General features: G+C 74.4%; 22 protein-coding genes and 1 pseudogene. 12 read left to right on the plus strand and 11 right to left on the minus strand.

Features of this window, described 5'->3' with window-relative positions; translation table 11 throughout:
• Window positions 1-13: 13 nt before the first annotated feature.
• Both ACIBEC_RS20880 and ACIBEC_RS20885 read right to left on the minus strand, forming a co-directional pair.
• Window positions 14-1,363, minus strand: a complete 1,350-nt coding sequence (locus ACIBEC_RS20880) for an ABC transporter permease (protein WP_360501371.1) — start codon at window positions 1,361-1,363, stop codon at window positions 14-16.
• Window positions 1,360-2,319, minus strand: a complete 960-nt coding sequence (locus ACIBEC_RS20885) for an ABC transporter ATP-binding protein (RefSeq protein WP_360501369.1) — start codon at window positions 2,317-2,319, stop codon at window positions 1,360-1,362. The genes ACIBEC_RS20880 and ACIBEC_RS20885 overlap by 4 nt, the downstream gene beginning before the upstream one ends.
• A 215-nt stretch (window positions 2,320-2,534) precedes the next feature.
• Here ACIBEC_RS20885 and ACIBEC_RS20890 point away from each other — a divergent pair, with 215 nt between their 5' ends.
• Window positions 2,535-3,695 (plus strand): polyprenyl synthetase family protein, encoded by a 1,161-nt coding sequence (locus tag ACIBEC_RS20890; protein ID WP_360501366.1) that lies wholly within the window; start codon window positions 2,535-2,537, stop codon window positions 3,693-3,695.
• Window positions 3,696-3,743: 48 nt separating this feature from the next.
• Here ACIBEC_RS20890 and ACIBEC_RS20895 read toward each other — a convergent pair whose 3' ends face one another.
• The gene (locus ACIBEC_RS20895) at window positions 3,744-4,361 is read right to left on the minus strand and encodes a TetR/AcrR family transcriptional regulator (RefSeq protein WP_360501363.1); all 618 of its coding nucleotides are present in this window, start codon (window positions 4,359-4,361) and stop codon (window positions 3,744-3,746) included.
• Window positions 4,362-4,494: 133 nt separating this feature from the next.
• Between ACIBEC_RS20895 and ACIBEC_RS20900 the strand changes: the two genes are divergently transcribed.
• The 3 genes from ACIBEC_RS20900 to ACIBEC_RS20910 all read left to right on the plus strand — a co-directional run bounded on the left by ACIBEC_RS20900 (window position 4,495) and on the right by ACIBEC_RS20910 (window position 7,305).
• Window positions 4,495-5,328 carry a class II aldolase/adducin family protein gene (locus tag ACIBEC_RS20900; RefSeq protein ID WP_360501360.1) on the plus strand — a complete coding sequence of 278 codons (834 nt, stop codon included), beginning with the start codon at window positions 4,495-4,497 and terminating at the stop codon, window positions 5,326-5,328.
• Window positions 5,329-5,408: 80 nt separating this feature from the next.
• Window positions 5,409-6,431, plus strand: a complete 1,023-nt coding sequence (locus ACIBEC_RS20905; RefSeq protein WP_360501357.1) for a 2-dehydropantoate 2-reductase — start codon at window positions 5,409-5,411, stop codon at window positions 6,429-6,431.
• Between the two features lie 112 nt (window positions 6,432-6,543).
• Window positions 6,544-7,305 carry a maleylpyruvate isomerase family mycothiol-dependent enzyme gene (locus ACIBEC_RS20910; RefSeq protein WP_360501355.1) on the plus strand — a complete coding sequence of 254 codons (762 nt, stop codon included), beginning with the start codon at window positions 6,544-6,546 and terminating at the stop codon, window positions 7,303-7,305.
• Window positions 7,306-7,457: 152 nt separating this feature from the next.
• On the opposite strand, the gene ACIBEC_RS20915 is transcribed toward ACIBEC_RS20910, so the two are convergent.
• Window positions 7,458-8,654: a TIGR03364 family FAD-dependent oxidoreductase gene (locus ACIBEC_RS20915; protein ID WP_360501352.1), complete on the minus strand. Its 1,197-nt coding sequence runs from the start codon at window positions 8,652-8,654 to the stop codon at window positions 7,458-7,460.
• A 162-nt stretch (window positions 8,655-8,816) separates the two neighbouring features.
• Between ACIBEC_RS20915 and ACIBEC_RS20920 the strand changes: the two genes are divergently transcribed.
• Window positions 8,817-9,578, plus strand: coding sequence for a GntR family transcriptional regulator (locus tag ACIBEC_RS20920; protein ID WP_360501349.1), 762 nt, complete (start codon window positions 8,817-8,819; stop codon window positions 9,576-9,578).
• Between the two features lie 4 nt (window positions 9,579-9,582).
• Window positions 9,583-10,272 carry a phosphonatase-like hydrolase gene (locus tag ACIBEC_RS20925; RefSeq protein ID WP_360501346.1) on the plus strand — a complete coding sequence of 230 codons (690 nt, stop codon included), beginning with the start codon at window positions 9,583-9,585 and terminating at the stop codon, window positions 10,270-10,272.
• 92 nt (window positions 10,273-10,364) lie between these two features.
• Here ACIBEC_RS20925 and ACIBEC_RS20930 read toward each other — a convergent pair whose 3' ends face one another.
• Entirely contained in the window at window positions 10,365-11,897 is a 1,533-nt protein-coding gene (locus ACIBEC_RS20930; RefSeq protein WP_360501343.1) for an FAD-dependent monooxygenase, read from the minus strand.
• A 245-nt stretch (window positions 11,898-12,142) separates the two neighbouring features.
• On the opposite strand from ACIBEC_RS20930, the gene ACIBEC_RS20935 reads away from it, so the two are divergent.
• Window positions 12,143-13,198 (plus strand): NAD-dependent epimerase/dehydratase family protein, encoded by a 1,056-nt coding sequence (locus ACIBEC_RS20935; RefSeq protein ID WP_360501340.1) that lies wholly within the window; start codon window positions 12,143-12,145, stop codon window positions 13,196-13,198.
• On the opposite strand, the gene ACIBEC_RS20940 is transcribed toward ACIBEC_RS20935, so the two are convergent.
• Together ACIBEC_RS20940 and ACIBEC_RS20945 are read right to left on the minus strand one after the other, a co-directional pair.
• Window positions 13,199-14,335, minus strand: coding sequence for a HAMP domain-containing sensor histidine kinase (locus ACIBEC_RS20940; protein ID WP_360501338.1), 1,137 nt, complete (start codon window positions 14,333-14,335; stop codon window positions 13,199-13,201). It abuts the gene before it with no gap.
• Window positions 14,332-15,114 (minus strand): response regulator transcription factor, encoded by a 783-nt coding sequence (locus tag ACIBEC_RS20945; RefSeq protein WP_360501335.1) that lies wholly within the window; start codon window positions 15,112-15,114, stop codon window positions 14,332-14,334. Before ACIBEC_RS20945 ends, ACIBEC_RS20940 begins: the two co-directional genes overlap by 4 nt.
• Window positions 15,115-15,311: 197 nt before the next feature.
• Between ACIBEC_RS20945 and ACIBEC_RS20950 the strand changes: the two are divergent.
• The 3 genes and pseudogenes from ACIBEC_RS20950 to ACIBEC_RS20960 all read left to right on the plus strand — a co-directional run.
• A pseudogene (locus ACIBEC_RS20950) lies at window positions 15,312-16,043 on the plus strand (glycosyltransferase family 2 protein); the annotation flags it as partial.
• Window positions 16,044-16,211: 168 nt separating this feature from the next.
• Complete coding sequence (locus ACIBEC_RS20955; protein ID WP_396288297.1) at window positions 16,212-16,667, plus strand: DUF2064 domain-containing protein; 456 nt, start codon at window positions 16,212-16,214, stop codon at window positions 16,665-16,667.
• Window positions 16,664-17,332 carry an SAM-dependent methyltransferase gene (locus tag ACIBEC_RS20960; protein ID WP_360501332.1) on the plus strand — a complete coding sequence of 223 codons (669 nt, stop codon included), beginning with the start codon at window positions 16,664-16,666 and terminating at the stop codon, window positions 17,330-17,332. Before ACIBEC_RS20955 ends, ACIBEC_RS20960 begins: the two co-directional genes overlap by 4 nt.
• A 15-nt stretch (window positions 17,333-17,347) precedes the next feature.
• Here ACIBEC_RS20960 and ACIBEC_RS20965 read toward each other — a convergent pair whose 3' ends face one another.
• Complete coding sequence (locus tag ACIBEC_RS20965) at window positions 17,348-18,700, minus strand: glycosyltransferase 87 family protein (protein ID WP_360501329.1); 1,353 nt, start codon at window positions 18,698-18,700, stop codon at window positions 17,348-17,350.
• Window positions 18,701-18,814: 114 nt separating this feature from the next.
• Here ACIBEC_RS20965 and ACIBEC_RS20970 point away from each other — a divergent pair, with 114 nt between their 5' ends.
• Together ACIBEC_RS20970 and ACIBEC_RS20975 are read left to right on the plus strand one after the other, a co-directional pair.
• Complete coding sequence (locus tag ACIBEC_RS20970) at window positions 18,815-20,011, plus strand: molybdopterin-dependent oxidoreductase (RefSeq protein ID WP_360501326.1); 1,197 nt, start codon at window positions 18,815-18,817, stop codon at window positions 20,009-20,011.
• Window positions 20,008-20,484: a hypothetical protein gene (locus ACIBEC_RS20975; RefSeq protein ID WP_360501323.1), complete on the plus strand. Its 477-nt coding sequence runs from the start codon at window positions 20,008-20,010 to the stop codon at window positions 20,482-20,484. Before ACIBEC_RS20970 ends, ACIBEC_RS20975 begins: the two co-directional genes overlap by 4 nt.
• Here the strand turns inward: ACIBEC_RS20975 and ACIBEC_RS20980 are convergent.
• The 3 genes from ACIBEC_RS20980 to ACIBEC_RS20990 form a co-directional block, all read right to left on the minus strand.
• Window positions 20,450-21,307, minus strand: coding sequence for an S-methyl-5'-thioadenosine phosphorylase (locus tag ACIBEC_RS20980; RefSeq protein WP_360501320.1), 858 nt, complete (start codon window positions 21,305-21,307; stop codon window positions 20,450-20,452). The two genes, ACIBEC_RS20975 and ACIBEC_RS20980, sit on opposite strands and share 35 nt — an antisense overlap.
• Before the next feature lie 283 nt (window positions 21,308-21,590).
• Window positions 21,591-24,215, minus strand: a complete 2,625-nt coding sequence (locus tag ACIBEC_RS20985) for a TIM-barrel domain-containing protein (protein ID WP_396288255.1) — start codon at window positions 24,213-24,215, stop codon at window positions 21,591-21,593.
• Between the two features lie 169 nt (window positions 24,216-24,384).
• Entirely contained in the window at window positions 24,385-25,326 is a 942-nt protein-coding gene (locus tag ACIBEC_RS20990; protein ID WP_360501317.1) for an SIS domain-containing protein, read from the minus strand.
• Window positions 25,327-25,363: the final 37 nt, after the last annotated feature.

Here is a 25,363-nt window from a genome sequence, read left to right on the forward strand (position 1 = left end):
TCGGTGAGTTCGTTCAGGTGGAGAGCAGGTCGACCTGGCCGTCGAACTGCCACAGCGGATTCGGCGCGTCCCCGGACGGGGTCCGCACCAGGAAGTAGCCGTTCACGTCCTTGGGCCCGTCACCGTCGGCCATCAGCCGCCCGTCCGAAGCCACGTCGAGCTGGTAGATCGCCGTCCCTGGCGCGTCCGTACCGGGCAGGTGCCAGGTGACGACACAGCGCCAGTCGTTGCCCGGCCCCTCCGGGTCGACCTGGCCGCCGCTGCGGTCGCACGCCGCCGTGACCCGCAGCTGCTCCTCCGTGACGGCCGGGCGGTGCAGTTGCTCGGTCTGCAGCCGGTACAGGTGCGCGAACACGGTGGCCACCGACCGCTGCACCTTCGCCTGCGAGATCCCCGAGCCCGTCGAGGGCGTGGCCGCGGCGACCGCCCCGAAGGTCAGCGCGAGCAGCCCGGCCAGCGGCAGCACTCCGAAGGCGAGCGCGCGGCGCCCCACGCCGTCCTCGCTGCCGGTGGTGAAGTCCCGCCGTACGAACAGCAGGTAGGCCGCCCCGGTCGCCACCGCGGCCCAGACCAGGCTGACCGCGACGGCGACCAGCAGCTCGTCGAGCCGTACGGGGCCGGCGAACAGCCCGTTCCAGGACACGAAGGCGTAGCCGGGCAGTGCCAGGCGCAGCGCCACCGGCAGCGGCAGCATCTGCGCGAGCTGCATCGCGACCGCCGCCACCGCGGGGACGAGCAGCCCCATCGGCGAGCGCCCCAGCAGTACGGAGCCGAGCAGCCCGAGCGCGGCCAGCGCCAGCGTGGGCGCCAGCGCGCACCCCCACGCCAGCAGCACGCTCCCGGCCGCGTCCGCCGGCGACAGCGGGTGCCCGTCGACGCCGACCAGCGGACCGTTCCCGACCGCCGCCAGGCCGCCGACCGTGCCCGAGGCCACCAACCCGGCCACCAGCAGCACGATGACGGTGGTGCTCGCCAGCGCCTTCGCCGCGAAGATCCGACGCGGCGAGCGGACCGTCACCAGCAGGTGCCGCCAGGTCCCGAGCCGGTCCTCGGCCGCGAACACGTCGCCCGCCACCACCGAGGTCAGCAGCGGCAGCGCCCACGAACCCGAGAACCCCAGCACGACCAGCGGGCCGGCCCAGCCCGTGGCGTGCATCCAGCGGCCGAACAGCGTGTCGGACGGCAGCGTCCCCTGCTGCGCCACCGCAGCCACGAACAGCCCCGGCCCGATCCAACAGGCCAGCATGAGCAACCGGATCCGCCACTGCGAGACCAGCTTCACCAGCTCGAAGCGGTACACGCGGCGCACCGGCACCCGGCTCGCGTCGGGTACGGCACCGACGCCCACGACGGCCGTGCTCATGGCTTCCCCTCCTCCTGCCGCCCGGTCAGGGCGAGGTACGCGGCCTCCAACGGCGGCACCACGGGAGCGACCTCGCGCACCCGCACCCCGGCGCGCACCAGCGCGGCCACCAACTCCTCGACGGCCGGGCCCGACGCGCGCACCACCAGCGCCCCGGCCCCGCCCGACGTCCCGCCCCGCGACCCGGCCTCCGTCACCGCCCGCACCCCCGCGACCCCGGCGGCCACCCGGCGCGCGGCCCCGGGATCGGAGGTGAGCAGGCGGTGGTCCGACGCGCGGCTCTGCGCCACCAGCCCGCCCAGCGGGCCGGAGTAGCGGACCCGCCCGGTCCCGAGGATCGTGACCTCGTCGCACAGCGCCTCGAGGTCGTCCATGCGGTGACCGGACAGCACGACGGTCACCCCGTCGTCCGCGAGGCGCCGCAGCGCTGTGTGCACATGCTGCTTGCCCGCCGGGTCCAGGCCGTTGGACGGCTCGTCGAGCACCAGCAGCCGCGGATCCGTGAGCAGCGCCGCCGCCAGCCCGAGCCGCTGCCGCATCCCCAGCGAGAACCCGCGCACCCGGTCGTCGGCGACCTCCGTCAGCCCGACCTCGGCCAGCACCTCGTCGATCCGCCCCGCCTCCGTGCCCGGCCCGCGCAGCGCGGCCAGCGCGGCCAGGTTCCTGCGCGCGGTCAGCGACGGGTACAGCCCGGGCCCGTCCACGAACCCGGCCACCCCGGGCGGCGCTGCCGACACCCGCCCGACCGGCCGGCCCAGCACCTCCAACTCGCCGCCGTCGGCGACGGCCAGCCCGAGCAGCAGCCCGAGCAGCGTCGTCTTCCCCGCGCCGTTCGGCCCGGCCAGCCCGTGGATCCGGCCGGACGCCAGCTCCAGGCCGACCCCGTCGAGCGCCACGACGTCACCGAAGCACTTCGTCAAAGCTCGTGCGCGTACGGCCAGTTGAGTTTCGTTCATAGCCCCTTCTCGCAGTTCCCCAGGGAACGTAGGGCCATGACGGGGCACAGTCAGGAGCGGGCGCTTGAACACCGGTGGAACATCCGGCAGGTACGCCGTGGAGGCCACCGGTGGAGAACGGCCGGGCGCGGCCCGGCCCTCGACGCGGCTCAGTCCTCCCCGGGCCGCCCGCGTTGCGTCTACCCCTCCTCCGCGCCCAACCCTATGGTGAGTGCATGGTTATGGCACCAGCCGAGGACGTCGGGCCGTTCGGCGACGGCGCGTGCGCCGGGAACCGGATTGCTGAGGCCGACCGCGGGATCGAGCGCTACCTGGACCGGCTCTGCCCGCCCGCCCCCGGCGGACTGGCCGTGTGGCTCCCGGACGGGCACGGCGGCGGTCTGTCGGCCGACACCGCGCACGCCCTCGACCGCCGCCTGCACCAGGCCCTCGCCGAGCCCGTGCGGCACATGGTGGACGCGGGCGGGCAACGGTGGCGTCCCACCCTGCTGATGCGGATCGTCGACCTGCTCGGCGGCGACGGCGACCGCTTCGGCGTCCTCGCGGCCGCCCTGGAACTCGCCCACACCGGCTCCCTGGTCGTCGACGACATCCAGGACGGATCGACGATGCGCCGCGCCAAACCGGCCGCACACGCGGTGTACGGCCTGCCCGCCGCCCTGAACGCGGGCACCTGCGCCTACTTCGCCTTCGACCGGGCCATCGGCCTGTGCGCCGCCGACGACCCGGCGCTGCAGGGCCGGATGCGCGAAGCCCTGCTCGCGGCCCTGCGGGCGGCCCATGCCGGACAGGCCCTCGACATCCAGGGCCACCACCACGAGCTGGACCGGGCCCTGGCCGCCGGCGACAACGGCCCGCTGCTGGAGCTGGTGCTCGCCACCCACCGGCTGAAGTCCGGTGCCCTGGTGGGGGCGTGCTGCCAGATCGCCGCGATCGCCGCCGACGCCGGCCCGGCCCTGAACCGGGCACTGCTGGACTGGGGGTCCGCGATCGGCACCGCCTACCAGATCGCCGACGACGTCGCCGACCTGCGCGGCGTCACGGGCGAGGACGGCACCCTCACGAAGCACGTCGCCGAGGACCTGCGCAACGCCAAGGTGACCCTGCCCCTGGCCCACGCCGTCACCCTGCTCCCCCGCCCCACCGCCGAGGCCCTGTGGACCACGATCCGCGACGGTGACGCGGCCGAGGCCGACATGCACGAAGCCCGCCACACCCTGCTGGCGTGCGGCGCCGTCGATGCGAGCGAACGCGACGCCGACCGGCTGTGCGCCGACGCCTGGCGGGCACTCGAACCCCTGCTGCCACCCGGCCCGGACACCGCCCGCCTCCACGCCATCGGCCGCGGCGCCGTACACGCCCGCCGGATCGCCTGACCCGGCTCCTGCTGCCACCCGTACGGACGTGGGGCGCCTGTGAGAACGTCAGGACGTTCCGGAATCCGCGGTCAGCGCCGTCAAAAGGGGTGCCAGGAAGCGCTGTTCGAGCCTGCCCGGTGGCAGCCGCTCGGGTTCGACGTAGCTCTGCGCCAGGCCGCCCTCGCGGATCGCGATCAGCAGGCGGGCGACTTCGTCGGGGTCCGCGGTGAGGGTACGTCCGGCCCGGGCCAGGTGGTCGGTGAGGGCACGGGCCAGTTGGGCGCGCAGCCGGGCGTCGTGCTGGGCAAGCACCCAGGCGGCCTGGGGGTCGCGGATGGCGTGCAGGGTGAACTCGGTGGTGACCAGGTACCAGTCGCGTTCGGCCGGTTCGACCTCGCAGAGGACGTCGACCAGGGCCTGCACGGTGAGGTCCTCGGTGGTGATGGAGTCGACCAGTTCGGTCATCCGCCGGACGATCCGGTCGCTGTGCGCGTCGAACAGCGCGAGGAACAGTTCCTCCTTGCTGCTGAAGTTGGAGTAGAACGCGCCTCGGGTGTAGCCGGCCCGCTCACAGATCTGCTCGATGGTGGCGGCGCGGAAGCCGTGCGCGGCGAAGGTCTCCAGTGCGGCCTGGAGCAGCGCCGCACGGGTGCGCGGGCGTCGCTTGGTCTCACCCTTGGGCATCGGTGGCGTCCCGGTTCGGTCGGATGGCGGCCGGTCGGATCCAGTGGTTCCGGCAGATCTGTCGGTTCCTTGAGATCTGTCGGCTTCATCGGATCCATTGGCGTATCGGATACATCATTGTATCTTCTGGGCCATGAGCACCCCACCGCCTTCCGGCGCGGGCACCCCGCTGCCCGCCGCGCTCGCCGCCGCCGTCGGACCGCTGCCCGCCGGAGTCACCCTGCCGCTGCCGCCGAGCTTCGATTCGGTGGCGGACGAGCGCCGCTACCGCAAGGAACAACTTGCCGCCGGCTTCCGGCTGTTCGGCCGGTTCGGCTTCTCCGAGGGGGTGGCCGGGCACATCACCGTGCGCGACCCGGAGCACCCCGACCGCTTCTGGGTGAACCCGTTCGGGATGCCCTTCGGCATGATCAAGGCCTCGGACCTGATCCTCGTCGACCACGAGGGCACCCTGCTGCACGGCAACCGGCCGGTGAACCGCGCCGCGTTCGTGATCCACTCCCAGGTGCACGCGGCCCGCCCGGACGCGATCGCGGCCGCCCATGCGCACTCGCTGCACGGGAAGGCCTTCTCCAGCCTCGGCATCACGCTCGACCCGCTCACCCAGGACGCCTGCGCGTTCTTCGAGGACCACGGGCTGTACAGCGACTACCGCGGCGTGGTGAACGAGGTCGACGAGGGCAAGCGGATCGCGGCCGCGCTCGGCGCACACAAGGCGGTGATCCTGCAGAACCACGGACTGCTGACGGTCGGCCGGTCGGTCGCCGAGGCGGTCTGGTGGTTCGTCACGATGGAACGCTCCTGCCAGGCCCAGCTGCTCGCCATGGCGGCCGGGACGCCCAAGCACATCGACCGGGAGACGGCGCTGATCACCCGCGGGCAGATCGGCAGCCACCTGGCCGGCTGGTTCCAGGCGCAGCCGCTCTTCGAGCAGATCGGCGCGACCGACCCGGACCTGGTCGACTGACCCCGCCTCGCCCCCTGTCTCCCATCCCCCGAACCCGTCTCCCCTCCCCCGAACCGCCGGCTGCCGGAAGGACGCTACGAGTGAGCAAGGAACCACGGATCGCGGTCTTCGGCGCCGGCAGCATCGGCTGCCACCTCGGGGGCATGCTGGCCGGCGCGGCGGACGTCACGCTGATCGGCCGGCCGGCCGCGATGGCCGCCGTCGAACGGGACGGGCTGACGCTGACCGGCCCCGGCCACGCACGGCGGGAGGTGCGCGAGCTGACCGTCGCCACCGACGCGGCCGCCGCCGCGACGGCGGACTACGTGCTGGTGACCGTCAAGTCCGCCGACACCCGCGCGGCGGCGCGCGAGCTGGCCGGGCGGCTGGCAGCCCACGCGGTCGTGATCAGCTTCCAGAACGGCCTGCACAACCCCGAGGAGCTGCGGGAGGAGCTGCCGGGCCACCGGGTGCTCGCCGGGATGGTCCCGTACAACGTGCTGCGCAGCGGTCCGGCCGCCGTCCACCAGGGCAGCGGGGGTGCGCTCATGGTCGAGGACGCCCCGGCGGCCCACCGGTTCGCGGCGGCGGCCCGGGCCGGCGGGCTGAGTCTGGCGCTGCGCGCGGACATGCCCGCCGTGCAGGCCACGAAGCTGGTGATGAACCTGAACAACGCGGTGAACGCCCTGTCCGGACTGCCGCTGCGCGAGGAGCTCGGCGCCCGGGCGTACCGCGACTGCCTGGCCCGGTGCCAGCGGGAGGCGCTCGCCGCGTTCCGGGCGGCGGGGATCACGCCCGCCCCGCTCGGCCCGGTACCACCGCGCTGGATGCCCCGGGTGCTCGGGCTGCCCGACGCGCTCTTCCGGCGGGTGGCCGCCGCCAGTCTGCGGATCGACGCCCGGGCCCGCTCGTCCATGTGGGAGGACCTGCAGCGCGGCCGTCCGACCGAGATCGATTCACTGCAGGGCGAGGTGATCGCGCTCGCCGCGCGGAACGGCCTGGCGGCACCGGCCAACGCCCGGCTGGCCGCGCTGGTCCGCGAGGCCGAGCGGGCCGGTCCGGGTGGCGCGCGGCGGTGGTCGGGCCCGGAACTGCTGGCGGCACTCGGCCCGGGGGATGCTTGACAAGCTCAACCTTTCAGGCCTAGCGTCGCCACCGTTATTTCATGCGATGAACCATTGGGCGCGCAAGCCCTCCCAAGGCGCCGCGAGGCCCGCACTCCCCGGAGACACGTTCATGACCCCGCACGACCACAGCACGGCCGTCAGCGCCGAGACCGCCCGCTTCGTCGCCGCCGTCCGGCACGCCGACCCGTCGCTCCCGGTGCCCAGCTGCCCCGGCTGGACCCTCGCCGACCTCGTCCGCCACGCCGGCAGCGTGCAGCGCTGGTTCACCGTCCTGCTCCGGCAGCGGATCCAGGAGCCGCCGCGCAGCCGCGACGTCGACCTGCAGCTGCCCGAACGGGCGGAGGACTACCCGGCCTGGCTGGCCGAGGCCGCCGAGCAGGCCGCCCAGGCGTTCGCCGAGACCGACCTCGACGCGCCGATGTGGGCCTGGGGCGCCGACCAGCACGCCCGCTTCTGGGTCCGCCGGATGCTGTTCGAGACCCTCGTCCACCGCGTCGACGCCGAACTCGCGCTCGGCCTCACGCCGGACATCGACCCGGCCCTCGCCGCCGACGGCGTGGCCGAGTTCCTCACCAACCTGCCCTTCGCCGCGATCTTCGCGCCCAAGACCGCCGAGCTGCGCGCCGACGACCGGACCATCCGCTTCGCCCGCACCGACGGCGAGGGCGACTGGCTGGTCCGGCTGCGCCCCGACGGCTTCGCCCTCGCCCCGGAGGCCGCGGACCCGGCCACCGCGGACGCCACCGTCCGGGCCACCGCCGCCGACCTGCTGCTCATGCTCTACGGCCGGCTCGACCGCAGCGCCGACCGCGTCGACGTGTCCGGCGACGACGCGCTGCTGGCCCACTGGTTCGCCAACTCCGCCTTCTGACACCCACGAAAGCACCCCGGTCGGCCAACGCGGCGTCCGCCGAACAGGCGACGCGTGCCTCGCGACGGCCGACAGTGGACGCTGACGTGCTAGGCGGCGAGGCGTGACCGGACCCGGTTTTTCCGGGTCCGGTCCCACGGACGTCGGGTGGATCAGGCCGTCGCGGCGAGGGTGCCGTCGAAGGTGGCGGCCGCGAGGCCGAAGGACAGGGTCATCCCGATGCCCGAGGTGACCGAGATGGCGCGGACTCCCGGTGCCAGGTCGCGCACCAGCAGGGGGCCGCGGGGGCTGCTGGCGTAGACGCCCTGCCAGCGTTCGAGGATCCGCAGGCGTTCCACGCCCAGGATCCGGGCGACCGCGCCGGTCAGCAGTTCGTGGGTGTGCTCGTCGATGAACGGCGGGGTGGTGGCGTCGTAGTGGTGCGAGTCGCCGAGCAGCACCGTGCCGTCCGGGAGGCGGGCGAACATCACGTTGGCACCGATCTCGAGCAGTTCGGCGCTGTGCCCCTGGACCTCCTCCCGCAGCCGGGCGGCGGACGGGCGGGTGGTGAAGGCGTCGTAGCGGAGCATCGACGTGGCCGTCAGCACCGCGGAGTCGGTGCGGAAGCCGGCCGGGGCGGCGGCCCGCGCCATGGTGAGGCGGCAGCGCTGGATCTCGTGGTCCTCGGCGATGTCGGGGAAAAGGTAGTCCAGGTCGTGGCCGACGCAGATCAGGATCCGGTCGCCGTGGACCGGGCCGCGTGTGGTGTGGACCGTCCCCGGTTCGACGCCGGTGACGGCGGTGCCCCACAGGACACGGCCGCGCGGCTGTTCGGCCACCCAGCGGGCCAGGCCGGGCGCCGCCTCGCGCGGGTTCACCCGCAGGTCGGCGGGCAGGAGCGCGCCGCCGGCCAGGTCGTCGGCGTCGCCGTCCGCGCGCCCGAGCAGCGACGCCGTCTGTGCGGCGGTGCGCAGTTCGACGGCGTCGCCGCCGCGCTCGGCGCGCAGTTCCTCCAGCACGGCCGCCTCGGTCACCGACCGGGCCACCACCAGGGTGCCGGCCTCCGCGGCCCAGATCCCGGCGGCCTCGGCGGCGCGCAGCCAGCCGGGCCGGGAGCGCTGGGCGAGGGCGAGCAGTTCGCCGTCCTGGGCGCTGATGCAGCAGTGGCCGAAGTTGCGGACCGAGGCGCCGACGGGCTGCCGGTCGCGGTCGACGACGGTGACGGACAGCCCGCTGCTCAGTGCCTCGAAGGCGTGGGCGAGGCCGATGATGCCGGCGCCGACGATGACCACGTCGCTGCGGCCGGGTGTGCCGGGCGTGCGCGGACGGGAGGCGGCGGAGGCGGGTGTGGGTGCGGTGCTGCTGCTCATGGCTCCAGATTCCGGGCTCGGCGACCTCAACGTCAAGAGGTGTCTATACAAGTTACCGTCCGTTCATCCGGTCGACGAACACCGGAGGGGAACGGTTGTCCTGGGAAACGACCAGGTGGGCCCGCCTTGAGAAGTCCCGCCGTCGAGTGTCATAGTCAACTTGTGAAGACAAGTGAGGACCCCCCTCTCCACCAACGACTCGGCGCCGAGTTCCAGCGCCGCATCGAGTCCGGCGAGTGGCCCGAGGGCCGACCGGTGCCCAGCGAGTCGCAGCTCTGTGCCGAGTTCGGCACCTCCCGCGGCCCGGTCCGCCAAGCCCTCGCCATGCTGCGCCACGAGGGCAGCCTGACCGGCGGACGCGGGAAGCCGCCCGTCGCCCGCCGCACGGCGCCCTCCCAGCCGTTCGGCACCTTCCTGTCCTTCACCCAGTGGGCCCGCAGCATCGGCCGCGAGCCCGGGCAGACGACCGTCGAGGTGGCCCGCCGCCGGGCGTCCCCGGGGGCGGCGGCCCGACTCGGCCTCGCCGAGGGCGCGCCGGTCGTCGAACTCGTCCGACTGCGGCTGCTGGACGACGTCCCGGCCATGCTGGAGCGCTCCACCTTCGTCCACGAGGTCGGCCGCATCCTCTTCGACTTCGACCCGGACACCGGGTCCGTCTACGAGGAACTGCTGCGCCGCGACGTCGATCTGCACCACGCCCGGCACACCATCGACGCCGTCGCCGCCGAGCCGCACGACGCCGAACTCCTCCGGGTCGCCGTCGGCGACCCGCTGCTGCGCGTGCGGCGGCTCACGACGTCGAGCCGGGGCGTGCCACTGGAGGACGCCGACGACCGCTACCTGCCCGCCATGGCCACCTTCACCATCGAGAACACCATCGAAGGCCGTACCGTCATCGGCCGCTACCGCACCGAAGAGGACTGACACCGTGATCGAGCTCGCCGCCCTGGACATGGCCGGTACCACCATCAACGAGGCCGGTGCCGTCTACCGGGCGCTGCGCACCGCCGTCGAACGGACCGGCGTGGCCGTCGCCGAGGCCGACCTGCAGACCTGGATGGGCACCGACAAGCGCGAGGCCATCGCCGCCCTGGTCCGTCTCGGCGGTGGCACCCCGACCCCCGAGCTCGTCGAGGACGGCTACGCGGCCTTCGCGGCGTTCCTGCGCGAGGCCTACCGGGCCACTCCCCCGCAGGCCATCCCCGGCGTCGAGGCCACCCTGGCCGAGCTGCGCCGACGCGGCATCAAGGTGGCCCTGACCACCGGCTTCAGCGACGACGTGGCGTACCCGCTGCTGGAGTCGCTCGGCTGGTCGGTCGGCGAGGGCGGCAACCTCGACGCGGTCGTCACCTCGGACGAGGTCCCGCGCGGGCGCCCGGCGCCGCACATGATCCACCGGGCGATGGAGAAGACCGGGGTCATCGACACCCGCCGGGTGCTGGCCGCCGGCGACACCGTCGTGGACGTCGAGGCCGGCGCCAACGCCGGGGCCGGCGTGGTCATCGGCGTGCTGACCGGGGAGCTCACCCGCGGCGACTTCGAGGGACACCCGCACACCTACGTGCTGGACAGCGTCGCCGACATCCCCTCGCTCCCCGAGGCCCGGCCCACGGCCTGACCCCACCGTCACGACCACCGTACGAGCCGCCGGGGGCACCTCCGCCCCGGCGGCTCGTACGCGCTTCCGCCGGCCCGGGCCCGGCCGTGGTGCTACGCCTGCAGCAGCGCCTGGTAGGCGTGCAGCGGCGCGTCGTCGTCCAGCGGGGCGACCGCGGCGACGTAGCCGTCCGGGCGGACCATGATCCGGCCGCCGTTCGGCAGACCGTAGCGGTCGGCCGTGGGGCCGTCGGGGTCCTGGAACACGGCGTCGTAACCCATCGCGGCGGTGTCGGCGGCACCGACCAGCAGTTGACGCACCGTCACGCCGCTCACCGGTGCGGGTGCCGAGCCGTTGACCGCCACGGTGAGCAGTACGTGCTCGTGCGCTTCGGCGAGCGCCGCGCGCAGCTCCGGGCCGGCCGCGGGGAGGTGGTCACCGGCGTGCAGTTCGCCGCCGCCCCGGCCCCGGACCACGATCGGGCTCTTCCGGTACGCGACCGCGGTCTCCTCGGTGCGGTCGGCCATCGCCTGGCGGACCGGGGCGAGGCCGGTGAGCAGGTGCATCCCCTTGTTGCGCAGCTTCTGCGCGATCGGGTTGGCGAGGGTGGCGACCCGGGTGAGCGTGCCGGCGAACTGGATCACCTGGGCTCCGACCGGGTGGCGCTCCGCGTGGTAGCTGTCCAGCAGGGCCGGGCCGGCCTGGCCGGTGCTGACGAGGGCGAGCTTCCAGGCGAGGTTGTGGGCGTCCTGGATGCCGGTGTTCATGCCCTGGCCGCCGGCCGGGCTGTGCACGTGCGCCGCGTCGCCGGCCAGCAGGACCCGGCCGACCCGGTAATCGGGCACCTGGGCGTGGTGCACTTCGAAGACGGTGAGCCAGCGGGAGTCGCGGATGCGGATCGGGCGCTCGGCGCGCTCGTCCACCACTTGCTGCAGCCACTCCTGGGTGGCGGTGCGCTGCTCGTCCGTGGGGATGTTCGCGATCAGTCGCAGCCGGTCGCCCTCCATGGGGAAGACCAGCAGCGGGCCGTCGTGCGGCGAGAAGAAGGTGTACATGCTGTGCGGGTCGAGGTCGTGGTCGGCGTTCACGTCGCCCATCAGGAACTTCTCGCCCTTGAACTTCCCGGCCAGGGCGCTGCCGACCAGTTTGCGTGCCTGGCTGTGCCCGCCGTCGGCGCCCACCAGCCAGCCGGTGCCGGCCGTCTCCTGGCGCCCGTCGGCGTGCTCCAGCACCACCTGGACACCGTGCTCGTCCTGCGTGAGACCGGTCAGGGTCACCTCGCGCTCGACGGTGACGCCGTGCTCGGCGAGCGCCTTGGTGAGGATGCGCTCGGTCTCGGTCTGCGCGATGGTCACCGAGTACGGGAACGGGCTGTCCACCAGGTCGAGTGCGATCCGGGCGACCACCTCGCCGTCCGCGTGCATCTCCATCCCGGTGGTCCGGACGCCGGCCCGGATCAGCTCGTCCACCAGGCCCAGCCGCTCGAACATCTCCAGGCTGCGGGCGTGCACGATGATGGCGCGCGATTCCGTGGTGGGCTCCGCCAGCCGGTCCACGATCCGCACCGGCACCCTCCGCCTGGCCAGCTCCAACGCAGCGGTCAGCCCCACCGGGCCCGCACCTACGACGATGATCGGGTCGCTCATCAGTAGTCCTCACGTTCGTGCCGACGGCGGATGGACCGGACGGATCGTCAGCCGCGTTGCCTGTCAGCTTGATCGGCGGGAAGCTTATCGATCACCCGTGCGATTTCCACCCCATTTCCACGTACCCGTCGGGGAACGCCACGCGGCGATCCGTTCCGCGGTCTCGGACGCCAGGCCTTACGGATCGCTGACACCGTCCCGTCGCGACGGCCCGGCGGGCAGATCGCCCGGTAGCGTCCCAGGTCATGAGGATTCTGGTCACCGGCGGCGCCGGGTTCATCGGTTCGACGGTCGTGCGCGCCCTGGTCGCCACGGGCCACGAGGTCCGGGTGCTGGACGCACTGCTGCCCGCCGTCCACCCTTCGGGGTCGGCTCCCGGCCTGCCGGCCGGCGTCGACTTCCGGCACGGCGACGTACGGGACGCGGCAGCGGTGGAGCGCGCCCTGGCCGGGGTGGACGCGGTCTGCCACCAGGCGGCGATGGTCGGTCTCGGGCTCGACCTCGACGACGCACCCGCGTACGCCGGCTGCAACGACCTCGGCACGGCGGTGCTCCTGTCCGCGATGGCGCGCGCGGGAGTGCGGAACCTGGTCCTGGCCGGATCGATGGTGGTCTACGGCGAGGGCCGGTACGCGTGTCCGGAGCACGGGACCGTGGCGCCCGGTCCACGGCGCCCGGAGGATCTCGACGCGGGCCGGTTCGAGCCGCCGTGCCCGGCGTGCGGGGCCCCGCTCCGGCCGGGCCTGGTGGCGGAGGACGCACCGGGTGATCCCCGTAACGTGTACGCCGCGACCAAGCTCGCCCAGGAGCACCTGGCCGCCGCCTGGGCCCGCGCCTGCGGCGGATCCGTCCGGACGCTGCGCTACCACAACGTCTACGGCCCGGGCATGCCGCGCGACACCCCGTACGCCGGGGTGGCCTCGCTGTTCCGCTCCGCGCTCGCCCGTGGCGAGGCTCCCCGGGTGTTCGAGGACGGCGGCCAGCGCCGGGACTTCGTCCACGTCGACGACGTCGCGGCGGCGAACCTCGCCGCCCTGGAGGACGTCCGCGGCGGGCTGCCGGGCCGCGCCCGGGCGTACAACGTGGGCAGTGGGGAGGTGCGCACCATCGGCGAGATGGCCGAGGCGCTGGCCGACGCCCACGGCGGACCGGCGCCGGTGGTGACCGGCGAGTACCGGCTCGGGGACGTCCGGCACATCACCGCCGACTCCTCCCGGCTTCGGGCGGAGCTGGGTTGGCGAGCCCGGGTGCCGTTCCGTGCGGGGATGTCCGAGTTCGCCGCCGCGGCCCTGCGGACCTGACTACCCGGGCGCCGCCGGGAGCGCGATCTCGAAGCAGCAGCCTCCGGCGACGTTGTGCACCCGGGCCCGGCCGGAGTGGGCCTCGACGATGCCGCGGACGATGGCCAGGCCGAGCCCGGCCCCGCTGTCCCCGCCCTCTCCGGGATCGCGCCGTGGCGTCCGGGCGGCGCTGCCGCGCCAGCCGGTCTCGAACACGCGGGAGAGGTCCTGTTCCGGGATTCCTCCGCAGCCGTCGGTGACCGAGAGGACGACCTCGTCCACCTCCCGGCGGGCCGAGACCGCCACGACGCCGTCCTCGGGCGTCGAGCGAATCGCGTTGACGAGGAGGTTGCCCAGCACCCGGGTGATCTCGCGGCTGTCCACCTCGACCGGCTCGGCGGCGACCTGACGGCCCTCCAGCCGGACGCCGCGCCGGCGGGCCAGGGGGTGGGCGCCGGCCAGTGCGTCGTCGACCAGGTCGTAGACGGACACCCGGGACACCGACAGGGACAGCGCCCCGGCCTGGATGCGGGAGAGTTCGAAGAGGTCGTCGACCATCCCGGTGAGCCGCTCCACCTCGGTACGAATCCGCGTGAGGTACTGCTCCGGCTCGTCGGCCACTCCGTCCTCCAGGGCTTCGGCCATGGCGCGCAGCCCGGCGAGCGGGGTACGCAGGTCGTGGGAGATCCAGGCGATCAGCTCGCGCCGCGAGGCGTCCAGCGCCCGTGCCCGGGCCCGGGACTCGGCGAGCCGGGCGCTGGTGGCGGCGAGTTCCTCGCTGAGCTGGGCCAGTTCGAGCCCGAGCGGGTGGTCCGGCGCGGTGAAGCCGGCGTCGCTCCCGACCGTGCGGGCGGCCGCCGTCAGAGCGCGGCTGCCCGCCACCACCTGGCGTCCGAGCAGCGCGGCCGTGAGCAGCGAGACCACGGACGCCATGCCGAGGACGGTTATCACCACCCCGAGGTCGTGCCCGGACAGGAACATCGCCTGGGCGACGGCGAACGTCCCGGAGGTGACGGCGAGGACGGTGACGACGGCCACGCAGAAGAGCGAGAGCGCCACCGAGCGCCGGCGCAGCAGCCGCACGGCCAGCCAGCCGAGCAGGCCGGCGCCGGTGGCGCCCAGCCCCGCGAACAGGGCGATCAGCAGCAGGTCCTTCACGCCGGGCCGTCCGTCTCGTCAGCCTTGTCCGTCTTGTTCGCCTTGTCGGCCATGGGGTCGTAGCGGTATCCGACGCCCCAGACCGTGGTGATCAGTGTCGGTGCGGCGGGATCGTCCTCGACCTTCTCGCGCAGCCGGCGGACGTGGACGGTGACGGTGGACAGGTCGCCGAAGTCCCAGCCCCAGACCCGCTGCATCAGCTCCTGCCGGGTGAAGACCGTCCGGGGGTTCCGGAGGAGGAAGGCGAGCAGGTCGAACTCCCGCAGGGTGAGCAGGAGTTCACGCCCCCTGCGGTCGGCTCGGCGGGCCCGCGGGTCGAGCGTGATGTCCCCGGACACCATCCGCACGGGAGACGGCGCCGGGGAAGCCCCGGCGCGGGAGCGGCGCAGCACGGACTGGACGCGCAGGACGAGTTCCCGCGGGCTGAAGGGCTTGGTGACGTAGTCGTCGGCGCCCAGTTCCAGGCCGAGGATGCGGTCGGCCTCGTCGCCCTTGGCAGTGAGCATGATCACCGGGAGGTCGGCGCCATCCTCGGTCGCGCGCAGCCTGCGCAGGATCTCCAGCCCGTCGATCCCGGGGAGCATGAGGTCCAGGACCAGGAGGTCGGGCCGGTGGGCGCGGGCCAGGTCCAGGCCTCGGTCGCCGTCGCAGGCCCGGTCGACGTGGTGGCCGGCCCGGGTGAGGTAGCCGGCGACGACCTCGCCCACGGTGAGGTCGTCGTCGATCACCAGGATGCGGGCGGGGTCCGGTGGGCCGGCGGAGGCGGGGCTGTCGTTCACGTCGCCGAGGATACGAGGCGTGGCCGCCGTGGGGTGCCCCACCCTGGTCGACGTTCGTGTTCCGTAAGATCGCGGCTCCGGCCGCACGCCGGTCCCTCCGCCGGCGAGCTGACGTAGGACTTCCGTAAGGGCGCGGTTCGGCCGCCACCGACCCACCCGCCCCTAGCGTGGCCGACGTGACCTCTCCGACTCCCCCGTTGCCGGGTGCCGATGCGACCTCTCCGACTCCCCCGTCGCCGGGTGCCGATCTGATCCTGCCGTGCCTGGACGAGGCCGAGGCCCTGCCCTGGGTGCTGCGGCGCGTCCCCCCGGGCTGGCGGGCGATCGTCGTCGACAACGGCTCCCGCGACGGCTCGGCCGAGCTGGCGCGCTCGCTGGGCGCGACCGTCGTCGAGGAACCGCGACGCGGCTTCGGCGCCGCGTGCCACGCCGGGCTGCTCGCCGCCACCGCCGAGCTCGTCTGCTTCATGGACTGCGACGGCTCGCTGGATCCCGCCCAGCTGCCGCGGGTCGCCGCTCCCGTCCTCGCCGGCTCCGCGGACCTGGTGCTGGGCCGACGCCGCCCCGCGACTGCCGGGGCGTGGCCGCCGCACGCCCGCCTGGCCAACGCGTTCCTGGCGCGCCGGCTGCGGGCGAGGACGGGAGCGCCGCTGCACGACCTCGGGCCGATGCGGGCCGCCCGCCGTGACCGGCTGCTGGCCCTGGGCCTGGGCGACCGCCGCTCCGGCTACCCCCTGGAAATGGTGCTCGCCGCGTCGGCAGCCGGGATGCGGATCGCCGAGACGCCCGTCGACTACCTGCCCCGCGCGGGTCGCTCCAAGGTCACCGGAACCGTGCGCGGCACCCGGCAGGCCGTCCGCGACATGCGGGCCGTCCTGGCCGCACCGGCCCCGACCCTGATGGTGATCGCCAAATCGCCGGTCCCGGGCCGGGTCAAGACCCGCCTCACCCCGCCCTGCACACCCGAGCAGGCGGCGGCGCTGGCCGAGGCCGCCCTCACCGACACTCTCACCGCCCTCTCCCGGATTCCGGCCGGACAGCGGCTGCTCGTCCTGGACGGCGCCGTCGGCGCCTGGCTCCCACCCGGCTGGCAGGTCGTGCCGCAGGCGGACGGCGGACTGGACGCCCGGCTCGCGGCGGCCTTCGCGGCGGCCGCCGGCCTCGCCCAGGACGCGCCCGCCCTGCTGGTCGGCATGGACACCCCGCAGCTGGACGCCGCCCTCCTCGCCGAGTCCCTGTCACCCGCCCGGCGAACCGGCGTCGACGCCTGGTACGGCCCGGCCGGCGACGGCGGGTTCTGGGCGCTCGGGCTGGCCAGGCCCACCGACCGGCTGGCCCGGCGGCTGCTCCTGGGCGTGCCGATGTCCACGCCGGACACCGGACGGGCCCTGCTCGACCGGCTGGCGGCGGAGGACCTGACGATCAGCCACCTCCCGGTGGTCACCGACGTGGACACCATCCGGGATGCGCGTCACGTCGCCGCCGAGGCTCCGGACGGCAGGTTCGCGGCCTGCCTCCGATCGATCGGGACCGCCCGGGAGGTGGCGGAGTGACCGTCGCGTCGGAGGCATGGGTGGACGACCCGTTCGCCGAGGCCGTCCGCGCCGGCCGGGGCCCGTTGTGGCTGCGGGGCGAGGACGGCCTCCGGATCCCGCTCGACGTCGAACGCTGGTGCGCACCGGCCGCCGGAGCGGATCACGGGCTGCTGCTGCGCTGCACCCGGCTGGCCGCGCCGGTGGTGGACCTCGGCTGCGGCCCCGGCCGCCTGGTCGCGGCCCTGCTGGGTCTGGGCGTGCCGGCGCTGGGTGTCGACGTCACCGGAGCCGCGGTGGCCCGGACCAGGAGCCTCGGCGGGCCGGCCCTGCGCCGGTCGGTGTTCGACCGGCTTCCCGCGGAGGGCCGCTGGGGTGGCGCGCTGCTCGCCGACGGCAACCTCGGCATCGGCGGCGACCCGGGGCTGCTGCTCGGCCGCAGCGCCGAGATCCTCGCTCCGGGTGCCGTACTCCTGGTCGAGGTGGAGCCGGCGGAGGTCGACGAACGGATCACCGTTCGGGTCGAGGGCGCCGACGGGCGGGTCGGGCCGCCGTTCGCCTGGGCCCGCTGTGGTGCGACGGCCACCGCCCGGCGCGCCGACCGGGCCGGGCTCGTCGAGACCGAGCGCTGGTCCTCGCACGGCCGGCACTTCCTCGCCTTCCGGAAGGCGGCCCGTCCCGGCTGACGAGGCGTACTTCCGTCACTCCTCGGCGCCCACCGCCACGGCCGCCCGTCCCGTGCGGCGCCGGCGCAGCAGCGGGACCAGGAGGACGACGCACAGCGCCGTTCCGTACGAGAGCTGCTGCGCCTCCTGGCCTCCCGTCAGGTAGAGCGCCTGCCCCGCGGCCGGGACGGCCAGCCACTCCCAGCGGCCGTCGAGTGCGGCCATGGCGACCACGAGCAGCCCGTACCACGGGTAGGAGGGCGCGACGAGCAGCAGCGCCGTGCCCGTCACCAGCAGCGCCCCGGCCCACGGCCGGCTCGGGTCGCCCCGGCGCAGGACCTCGACCACCACCACCGTGAGGACCACGGCCGCCGCCCAGGGCAGGAGGCGGTCGGGCAGCACCAGCCGCAGCAGTCCGAACCGGTCGATGTGCCCCTGCTCGTAGCCCTCCTCCCGCAGGTAGCCCGGCAGGTAGCCCAGGACGGAGGTGCCCGAGGCCACCACGTACGGCAGGTAGGACAGCGCGAAGGCACCGAGCGCGGATCCGAGGAGCAGGACGTCGTTGCGGGTCGGACGCCGGGCGAGCAGACCCGACAACGCACCCGGGAGGGCGAGGGCCGGCAGCAGCTTGGCCGCGACCGCGCCGCCCAGGAGGAGCCCGCCCCGGACGGCTCGGCCCCGCACCTCTCGGGCCCGCACCGCGCAGCCCAGCCCGGCGACCGTGAGCAGCACACCGAGCGTGTCCACGTGCGCGTCGTTGACGGCCCACACCGTCACGCCCGGGAACCACCCCCACAGCGCGGCCCGCCACTTCTCCCGGCCCACCGTCAGCAGGAGTCCGGTGGTCGCCACCGCCAGTACCGCCCCGCCGGCCTGTACCCCGCGGATCCCGCCGCCGAACGGGTGCACCGCGACGAACCACGCCTGCGCCACCGGCGGGTAGACGGTGTGCACGGCCGGCCGGTTGATCCGGGTGCAGTCCCCTGCCGTGGTGAGTCGCTCGTCCCAGCCCGCGCACCCGTCTCCCACCGGGAAGAGTCCCGGATCGCGCAACCGCGCCAGCGCCGGATCGTCCGGGGTGTGGGCGTACGGCGAGATCCCGGCCGCCTGCACCCGGCCGTCCCAGACGTAACGGTAGGCGTCGTCGCTGGTGCGCGGCGGGGCGAGCAGCCCGACGGCGGCCACGGCGGCGGAGCCGGCCAGGACCAGCGGCACGACCTGCCCGCCGGGCACCTCGCGCAGCAGCAGCACCGCGACGACGAAGAGGGCGACGTCGAGGACGTACCAGCCGGGGAGCGGGAGGGCACCGGCGCGGGCGACGGTCAGCGCGAGGGCGGTCGCCAGGGCGGCGAGAGCGAGGAGGCAGGGCAGGACGGTACGGGAGGTCACGCCGCCCACCCTCCCACCGGCCCGCCTCCCCGGCCCCGCCGGCGAGGCCGCCGTTCGGAATCCGTAAGCACGTCGGAGCTCCGGCGGGACGTGCCGAGGCGCTTCGATGGGCGGATGGCAACCGAACCCGCCGACTCCGGCGCTCCCGCCCCCCGCCGCCGCCACGACCCGCCGCTGCCCGCTCCCCCGGCGTTCCTGCGTCGCGGGCCGTTCCGGCAGGGGGCTTTCACCTCAGCCCTGCACGAGCCGCGGACCGTGGTCGTCATCGGCCGCTGGCTGGGCGCGGCCCTCCTGGTCTGCTTTCTGACCGGCCTGACCAGCCATCTGCTCCAGGACCCGCCCGGCTGGCTCGCACCGCACCTGCCCGCACGGCCGGTGAACGGCTACCGGGTCACCCAGGGCCTGCACGTGATCAGCGGCCTGGCCGCGATCCCGCTGGCCGGCGCGAAGCTCTGGGCGGTCTACCCCCGGCTGTTCGAGTGGCCGCCGGCGCGCAGCGTGCTGCACGCCCTGGAGCGGCTCGGCATCGCACTCCTCGTGGCGGCCGTCCTGCTGGAGCTGTTCACCGGCCTGCTGAACACCCTTCAGTGGTACCCGTGGCCGTTCCCGTTCCGGCAGACCCACTTCTGGCTGGGCTGGCTGGCCACCGGCGGACTGCTGGTCCACCTGGCCGTCAAGGCGCCGCTCATCGGCGCGCACTGGTGGCGCCGGGCCGCTCCGGTCCTGGCGCAGCGCCGCGCGTTCCTCACGACGACCACCGCCGCCGTCGGTGCCGTCACCCTCGTCACCGCGGGACAGAGCGTGCCCTGGCTGCGCGCCGTGGACCTGCTGGCCCCGCGCCGCCCCGACCTCGGCCCCCAGGGCCTACCGGTGAACCGCACCGCCGCCCAGGCCGGAACGGTCACGGTGCCCGCCGACTGGCAGCTCCGGGTGGACGGGCCGCGGCCGTACCAGCTCACCCTCCCCGAACTCGCCGAACTCCCGCAGCACTCGGTCGAGTTGCCCATCTCCTGCGTGGAGGGCTGGAGCGCCGTGGCCCGGTGGACCGGGGTCCGGCTCTCCGAACTGGTGCGGCGGGCCGGAGCCCCGCCCGGCTCGGCGGTACGGGTCACCTCGCTGGAGGCCGAGGGGCCGTACCGGGTGATGGAGATGCCCGCACCGTACGTCGACGATCCGCTCAGCCTGCTCGCCCTGCGGGTCAACGGCGACGTCCTGGCAGCGGACCACGGATTCCCCGCCCGCGTCATCGCGCCGAACCGGCCCGGCGTCCTGCAGACCAAGTGGGTCACGCGCATCGAGGTGATCGCATGACCGCCGGGCGCCGGGCTCTGCTCCTGGCCGCCGGCCTCGCCGTGATCGGCTACGGCCTGTACGGGCTGCTCGGCGACCCGTACATCACCGACCCGGTGGAGGTCCTGGTCTGGGCGTTCGGCGGGCTGGTGATCCACGACGGGCTGTGGGTGCCGCTGGTGTGCCTGCTCGGCTCGTCCCTGGTGCGCGGGCTCGTGCTGCGCGGCTGGCTGGTCGTCGCGGCGGCCGTCACCGCCGTCGGCCTGCCGGCCGTCCTGCGCGCCGACGACGACCACGGCAACCCGTCGGTGCTGCCACTGCCCTACCTGCGCAACTGGCTGCTGGTGCTGGCCGCCACCGCCGGTGTCGCGCTGCTGGTCGCGCTCGCCGGACGGTGGCGGCACCGGGACCGGGCCGCCGGGCGCCGGAACCGGGCCGTCAGACACCGGGACCGGGCCGTCAGGCGCCGGTCACCCCGGGAAGACCCGTCGTGAGACCGTCCAGGGCGTGACCGCACGGGCACTCGCGCACCGCCGGCAGCCGCTCCAGTGCCTTGAACAGCACGGTGCGCAGCCGGTCCACGTTGCGGGCGAAGACCTTCAGCACCTCGGCGTGGGTGACGCCCTCCCCGCTCTCCACCCCCGCGTCGAGGTCCGTGACCAGGGCCACCGAGGTGTAGCAGAGCCCGAGTTCACGGGCCAGCACCGCCTCGGGGTGGCCGGTCATGCCGACCACCGACCAGCCGTTGGCGGTGAACCAGCGGGATTCGGCGCGGGTGGAGAACCGCGGCCCCTCGATCACCACCAGGGTGCCGCCGTCCACCGGCTCCCAGGCCGCGTCGTGGGCCGCGTCCATCGCCGCGTGCCGCCCGACCGGGCAGTACGGGTCGGCCATCGACACGTGCACCACCCCGGGGACGGTGCCGTCCGGCAGCGGCAGCCCGTCGTAGAAGGTCTGCACCCGCCCCGACGTCCGGTCGACGAACTGGTCCGGCACCAGCAGCGTGCCCGGCCCGTACTCCGGCCGCAGCCCGCCCACCGCACACGGCGCCAGCACCTGCCGCACGCCCAGACTGTGCAGCGCCCACAGGTTGGCCCGGTAGTTGATGCGGTGCGGCGGCAGCCCGTGGCCGCGCCCGTGCCGGGGCAGGAACGCGACCCGGCGCCCGGCCACCTCCCCCACGAACAGCGCGTCGCTCGGCGCCCCGTACGGGGTGTCCACCCGCACCTCGGTCACGTCGTCCAGCAGCGCGTACAGCCCGGAGCCACCGATCACGCCCACCTCGGCGCTCGGCAGGACGTCCTGGTCGACCGTCATCGCAGTCCACCTCTCTTCTCGGGAACAAGCTCCCGGCAACTGTAGGAACGGACGGCGACGGAACCGGCGCGCCGGGCCTTACGAATCGTGAACGTCCCCACGCCGTGCCCGCGACACGCTGGCACGCCGGTTCACGCTCTCTGGTGGAGAGGCGGGCGCGCTGATCAACGACGCCCGCCGCACCCGGTCACCCGGCCCGAGGGGCCACGGCCCCGGGCGGGCCGCCCACGCGGGACCCCGGGAGGGAGCCCCGCGTGCGGCTTCGGTACCGGTCGGGTCGCGGTCAGTTGCCGCCGTGGATCAGACGCAGCGAGAAGCTGTCGTCAGTGGGCAGGGACGGCGTGCGGATCTGCGTCACCCCGGTCGCAGCGTCGTAGTACCAGCCCGAGCCGGCCGCGTCGAGTGCGGCCGCCGAGTCGAGCCGGGGCAGCGGGCCGTCGTCGGTGACCACCAGGCGCGGGGCGGGGCGGCCGTGCACGGTGAAGCGGTAGCCCCGCTCGGCCGGCTTGCCGGCGTAACTGCCCTCGCTGGCACCGACGTCGACGGTGGTGACGGCCCGGTTGGTGTGCACGTCGACCTGCTGGGTGGCCGAGGACCCGGCGATGAACTGCCGGGTGACGCCGTCGTCCTCGTACAGGGTGTAGGAGGAGTCGCCGTTCGCCTGCGGGTAGAGGTCGTAGTCGAGTTCGGAGCGGTCCCGGTTCTCCCAGGAGAGTGTGCCCTTGGGCCACATCGGCACGATCGCACCGCCGCGGACGAACAGCGGCAGGGTGTCGAGCGAGGCGGAGTAGCCGTTGACGGTGGTCGGGCCCTGGTAGGTGCGACCGGTCCAGTAGTCGGTCCAGGTGCCCTCGGGCAGGTAGATGCCGTCGCGCACGCTGGTGTCCGAGTAGACCGGTGCGACCAGGAAGTCGGGCCCGGCCAGGAACTCGTACTTCGCGTTCGGCCCGAGGGCGTCGGTGTCGTGCGGGTACTCCAGGGCGAGCGGGCGGACCGCGCCGATGCCGGTGCGGGTGGCCTCCGCGGACAGGCCGTACATGTACGGCAGCAGCCGCTCCTTGAGCTGCAGGTACTTGCGGTTGATCGAGGTGTACGGCTCGCCGTCCAGCCAGGGCTGCTGGTCGCGCTGCTGCTTGCCCGTCATGTCCTTCGCCCAGCCGTCCATGGTCATGATCGCCGGGAGGAAGGCCTTCCACTGCAGGTCGCGGGTGTACATCTTCGGGTCGCGGCGGAAGATCGAGCCGACGTCGCCGGTGTCGTAGGCGATGCCGGACATGGTGGCGCCGGCGTAGGTCGGGATCTGCCAGCGGATGTAGTCCCAGGACAGGCTCTGGTCGCCGCTCCACAGCACGCCGCAGCGCTGCGCGCCGGCCCAGGAGACCGGCAGCCAGACGAAGCCGCGGGCGTCGCTGCTGTCCTCGATGCCGGCCTTGGCCTGGTCGCAGGCGTTCAGCGCGAAGTCGTAGCCGTTGCCGACCCAGGCCACGTCGAGCTTGCGCACCCGGACGCCGGCCTTCACCTCGGCGGCCTGGTCGGGCAGGCCGTTCTGGGTCCAGAGGCCGAGCTGGGCGTGGTCCTTGCGCAGACCCTGGCCGGTCTGCGCGAGGTTCTCGTAGCCGCAGCCGTAGCCGTCGTTGACCAGCATCCAGCCCAGCGGCATCTGCTGCTGGACGTAGCCGTCGGCGACCTTCAGCGCGTCCAGGGTGTGGCGCTCGCCGCGGTTGGCGTTGTGCAGGTAGCAGTCGGAGTCGCCGGGCTCCAGGCCGTAGACGGGAGGCATGAAGGGCTTGCCGACCAGGGCGGTGTACCGGCCGATCACCGACTTGACGTCACCGGTGAAGTAGTAGGCGTCCAGGCGGCGTTCCTGCTGTCCCGTACGGACGGGCGAGCCGAAGTCGTAGATCCCGGGCGCGAAGGTGTTCCGGAGGACGCCGTAGCCGGCGGTGGAGACGTAGAACGGCTGGGAGTTGTTGTAGCCGCCCTCGTTCCAGTCGAAGCTGTTGGCGACGTGGATGGTCTGGTCGCGGTGCGAGAAGGAGCCGTTCTGCTCGCCGCCGCCGAAGAACTGCTCGTCGGCGCCGCGCACCAGGCTCTGCCGCAGTCCGCTGGTGCTCCAGCGCAGCGGGGCGTCCTCCTGCCACAGGGCGGTGCGGTCGTCGGCCTTGTACAGGCCGAACCGCAGGGGGTGCTTGTAGACCCGCAGCACCAGGCCCTTGGAGCGGATGCCGTAGTACGCGCCGGCGTCGAAGGTGCTGGTGTCGCGCTGGGGCTCGGGCTGCGTGCGGATGATCGTGCTGCCCGCCGGGTCGGTGAGGACGCCGTCCGGGGCAGCGCGCAGGCGCAGCTGGTCGTCGGCGAGGAAGTCGACCTTGGCCTTCAGCGTGCCGGCGGAGACGTCGTAGCTGCCCTGGGAGCCGCTGAAGGAGGTCAGGTCGCCCGCGTCGGCGGTCTGCGGCAGGTAGGCCGTGCCGGTGTACGAGCCGCCGTGGACGTCGTAGGGGACGACCAGGACGCGGTAGCTGCCCGAGGCCTTCGGGATCACCGTAGCCTCCGGGTCGGCGGTGCCCGCGCTGCCGGCCACCTGTTTGCCGGCGGCGTCGTAGATGTAGAGGTCGAAGTCGTCGGTGGGGTTCTGCCAGCGGACGGAGACCGGGACGCCGCCCTCCGGGTTGTCGTCCCAGTAGCCGGCCGGCACGTTCACGGTCAGGTCGAAGTGGTCGCAGACCGCGCCGCCCGGATCCTGCGCGGCCGGCGGGCAGGAGGCGGGGTCGCCGAGGGTGCCCTTGGCGTACTGCGGGCTCTGCCAGGTGACGCTCTGGTGGCCCTGGTCGAGGACGGCGGAGCCGGGGGTCGCGGCCCGGGCGGGCAGGGCGGGCCCGGCGAGGGCGGTGATGCTGCTCAGGGCCACGGCGAGGGCGGCCCGGCGGAATCGGGGTCGGCGGAGTCGGAGCCGGGTCCGGGTCCGGTGGGGTTCGGGTCGTCGTAAGCGCACGGTGGTGCCTCCGGTCGAGAGCTGGGTGGCTGGCGGGCGAGGAGCAGCAGGCGGCGCCGGGGCGGGGCGGGTCCGGGGCGCGTTCTCAGCCGTGGTGGTCGCGCAGGACGACGGAGCGGGTGAGGTGGCGCGGCCGGTCCGGGTCGCAGCCGCGCGCGTCGGCGACCGCGACGGCCAGCCGCTGGGCCCGGACCAGGTCGGCCAGCGGGTCCAGGTCCGTCGCGGCGTCGCCGGACCCGGCGACGAGCAGGCCGCCGGCCCGGGCGATGTCCTCGGTGAGCCCGGCGGGCAGCGGGCCGAAGGCCCAGGCGACCCGGCCGGGCGCGGCGATGGCGATCGGCCCGTGCCGGTACTCCATGGCCGGGTACGCCTCGGTCCAGGCCCCGGCCGCCTCGCGCAGCTTCAGCCCGGCCTCCAGCGCCAGCCCGTACGTCCAGCCCCGGCCGAGGAAGGTGAACTGCTCGGCGCCGCTCACTGCGGCGGGCAGCGGCTTCGCGACGGCCCGTTCGGCGTCGCGCACCGCCCGGGCGAGCGGGCGCACTCCCGCCGCGAGCGCGCCGTCGGCCTCCAACTGGGCCCGGAGCAGGGCCAGTACGGTGGTCGCGAAGCGGGTCTGCACGACCGAGCGCTCGTCGGCGAAGTCCAGCACGGCGACGGTGTCGGCCAGTGCCATGACCGGCGTGCCCGGATCGGCGGTGAGGGCGCCGGTGGGCACCCCCGCCGTGCGGGCGCGGGCGAGCAGGTCCAGTACCTCGGTGGTGGTGCCGGAGCGGGAGATGGCGAGCACCCGGTCGTAGCCGCGCCCGTGGGGGAACTCCGAGGCGGCGAAGGCGTCCGTCTCGCCGTGGCCGCCGCTCTCGCGCAGCGCCGCGTAGGCCTGGGCCATGAACCAGGAGGTGCCGCACCCGGTGACGGCGACCCGCTCGCCGCGGCGGGGCAGGACGTCGGCGTACCGGGGCAGGGACGCGGCGGCGCGGCGCCAGCACGCGGGCTGGGAGGCGATCTCGGCGGCGGTGTGGGAGGTCATGCGGCGGCTCCTTCGGATGGGGGTGGCCGTACGGGTC

The organism is Kitasatospora sp. NPDC051164, from assembly GCF_044455625.1.
GTDB lineage: Bacteria > Actinomycetota > Actinomycetes > Streptomycetales > Streptomycetaceae > Kitasatospora.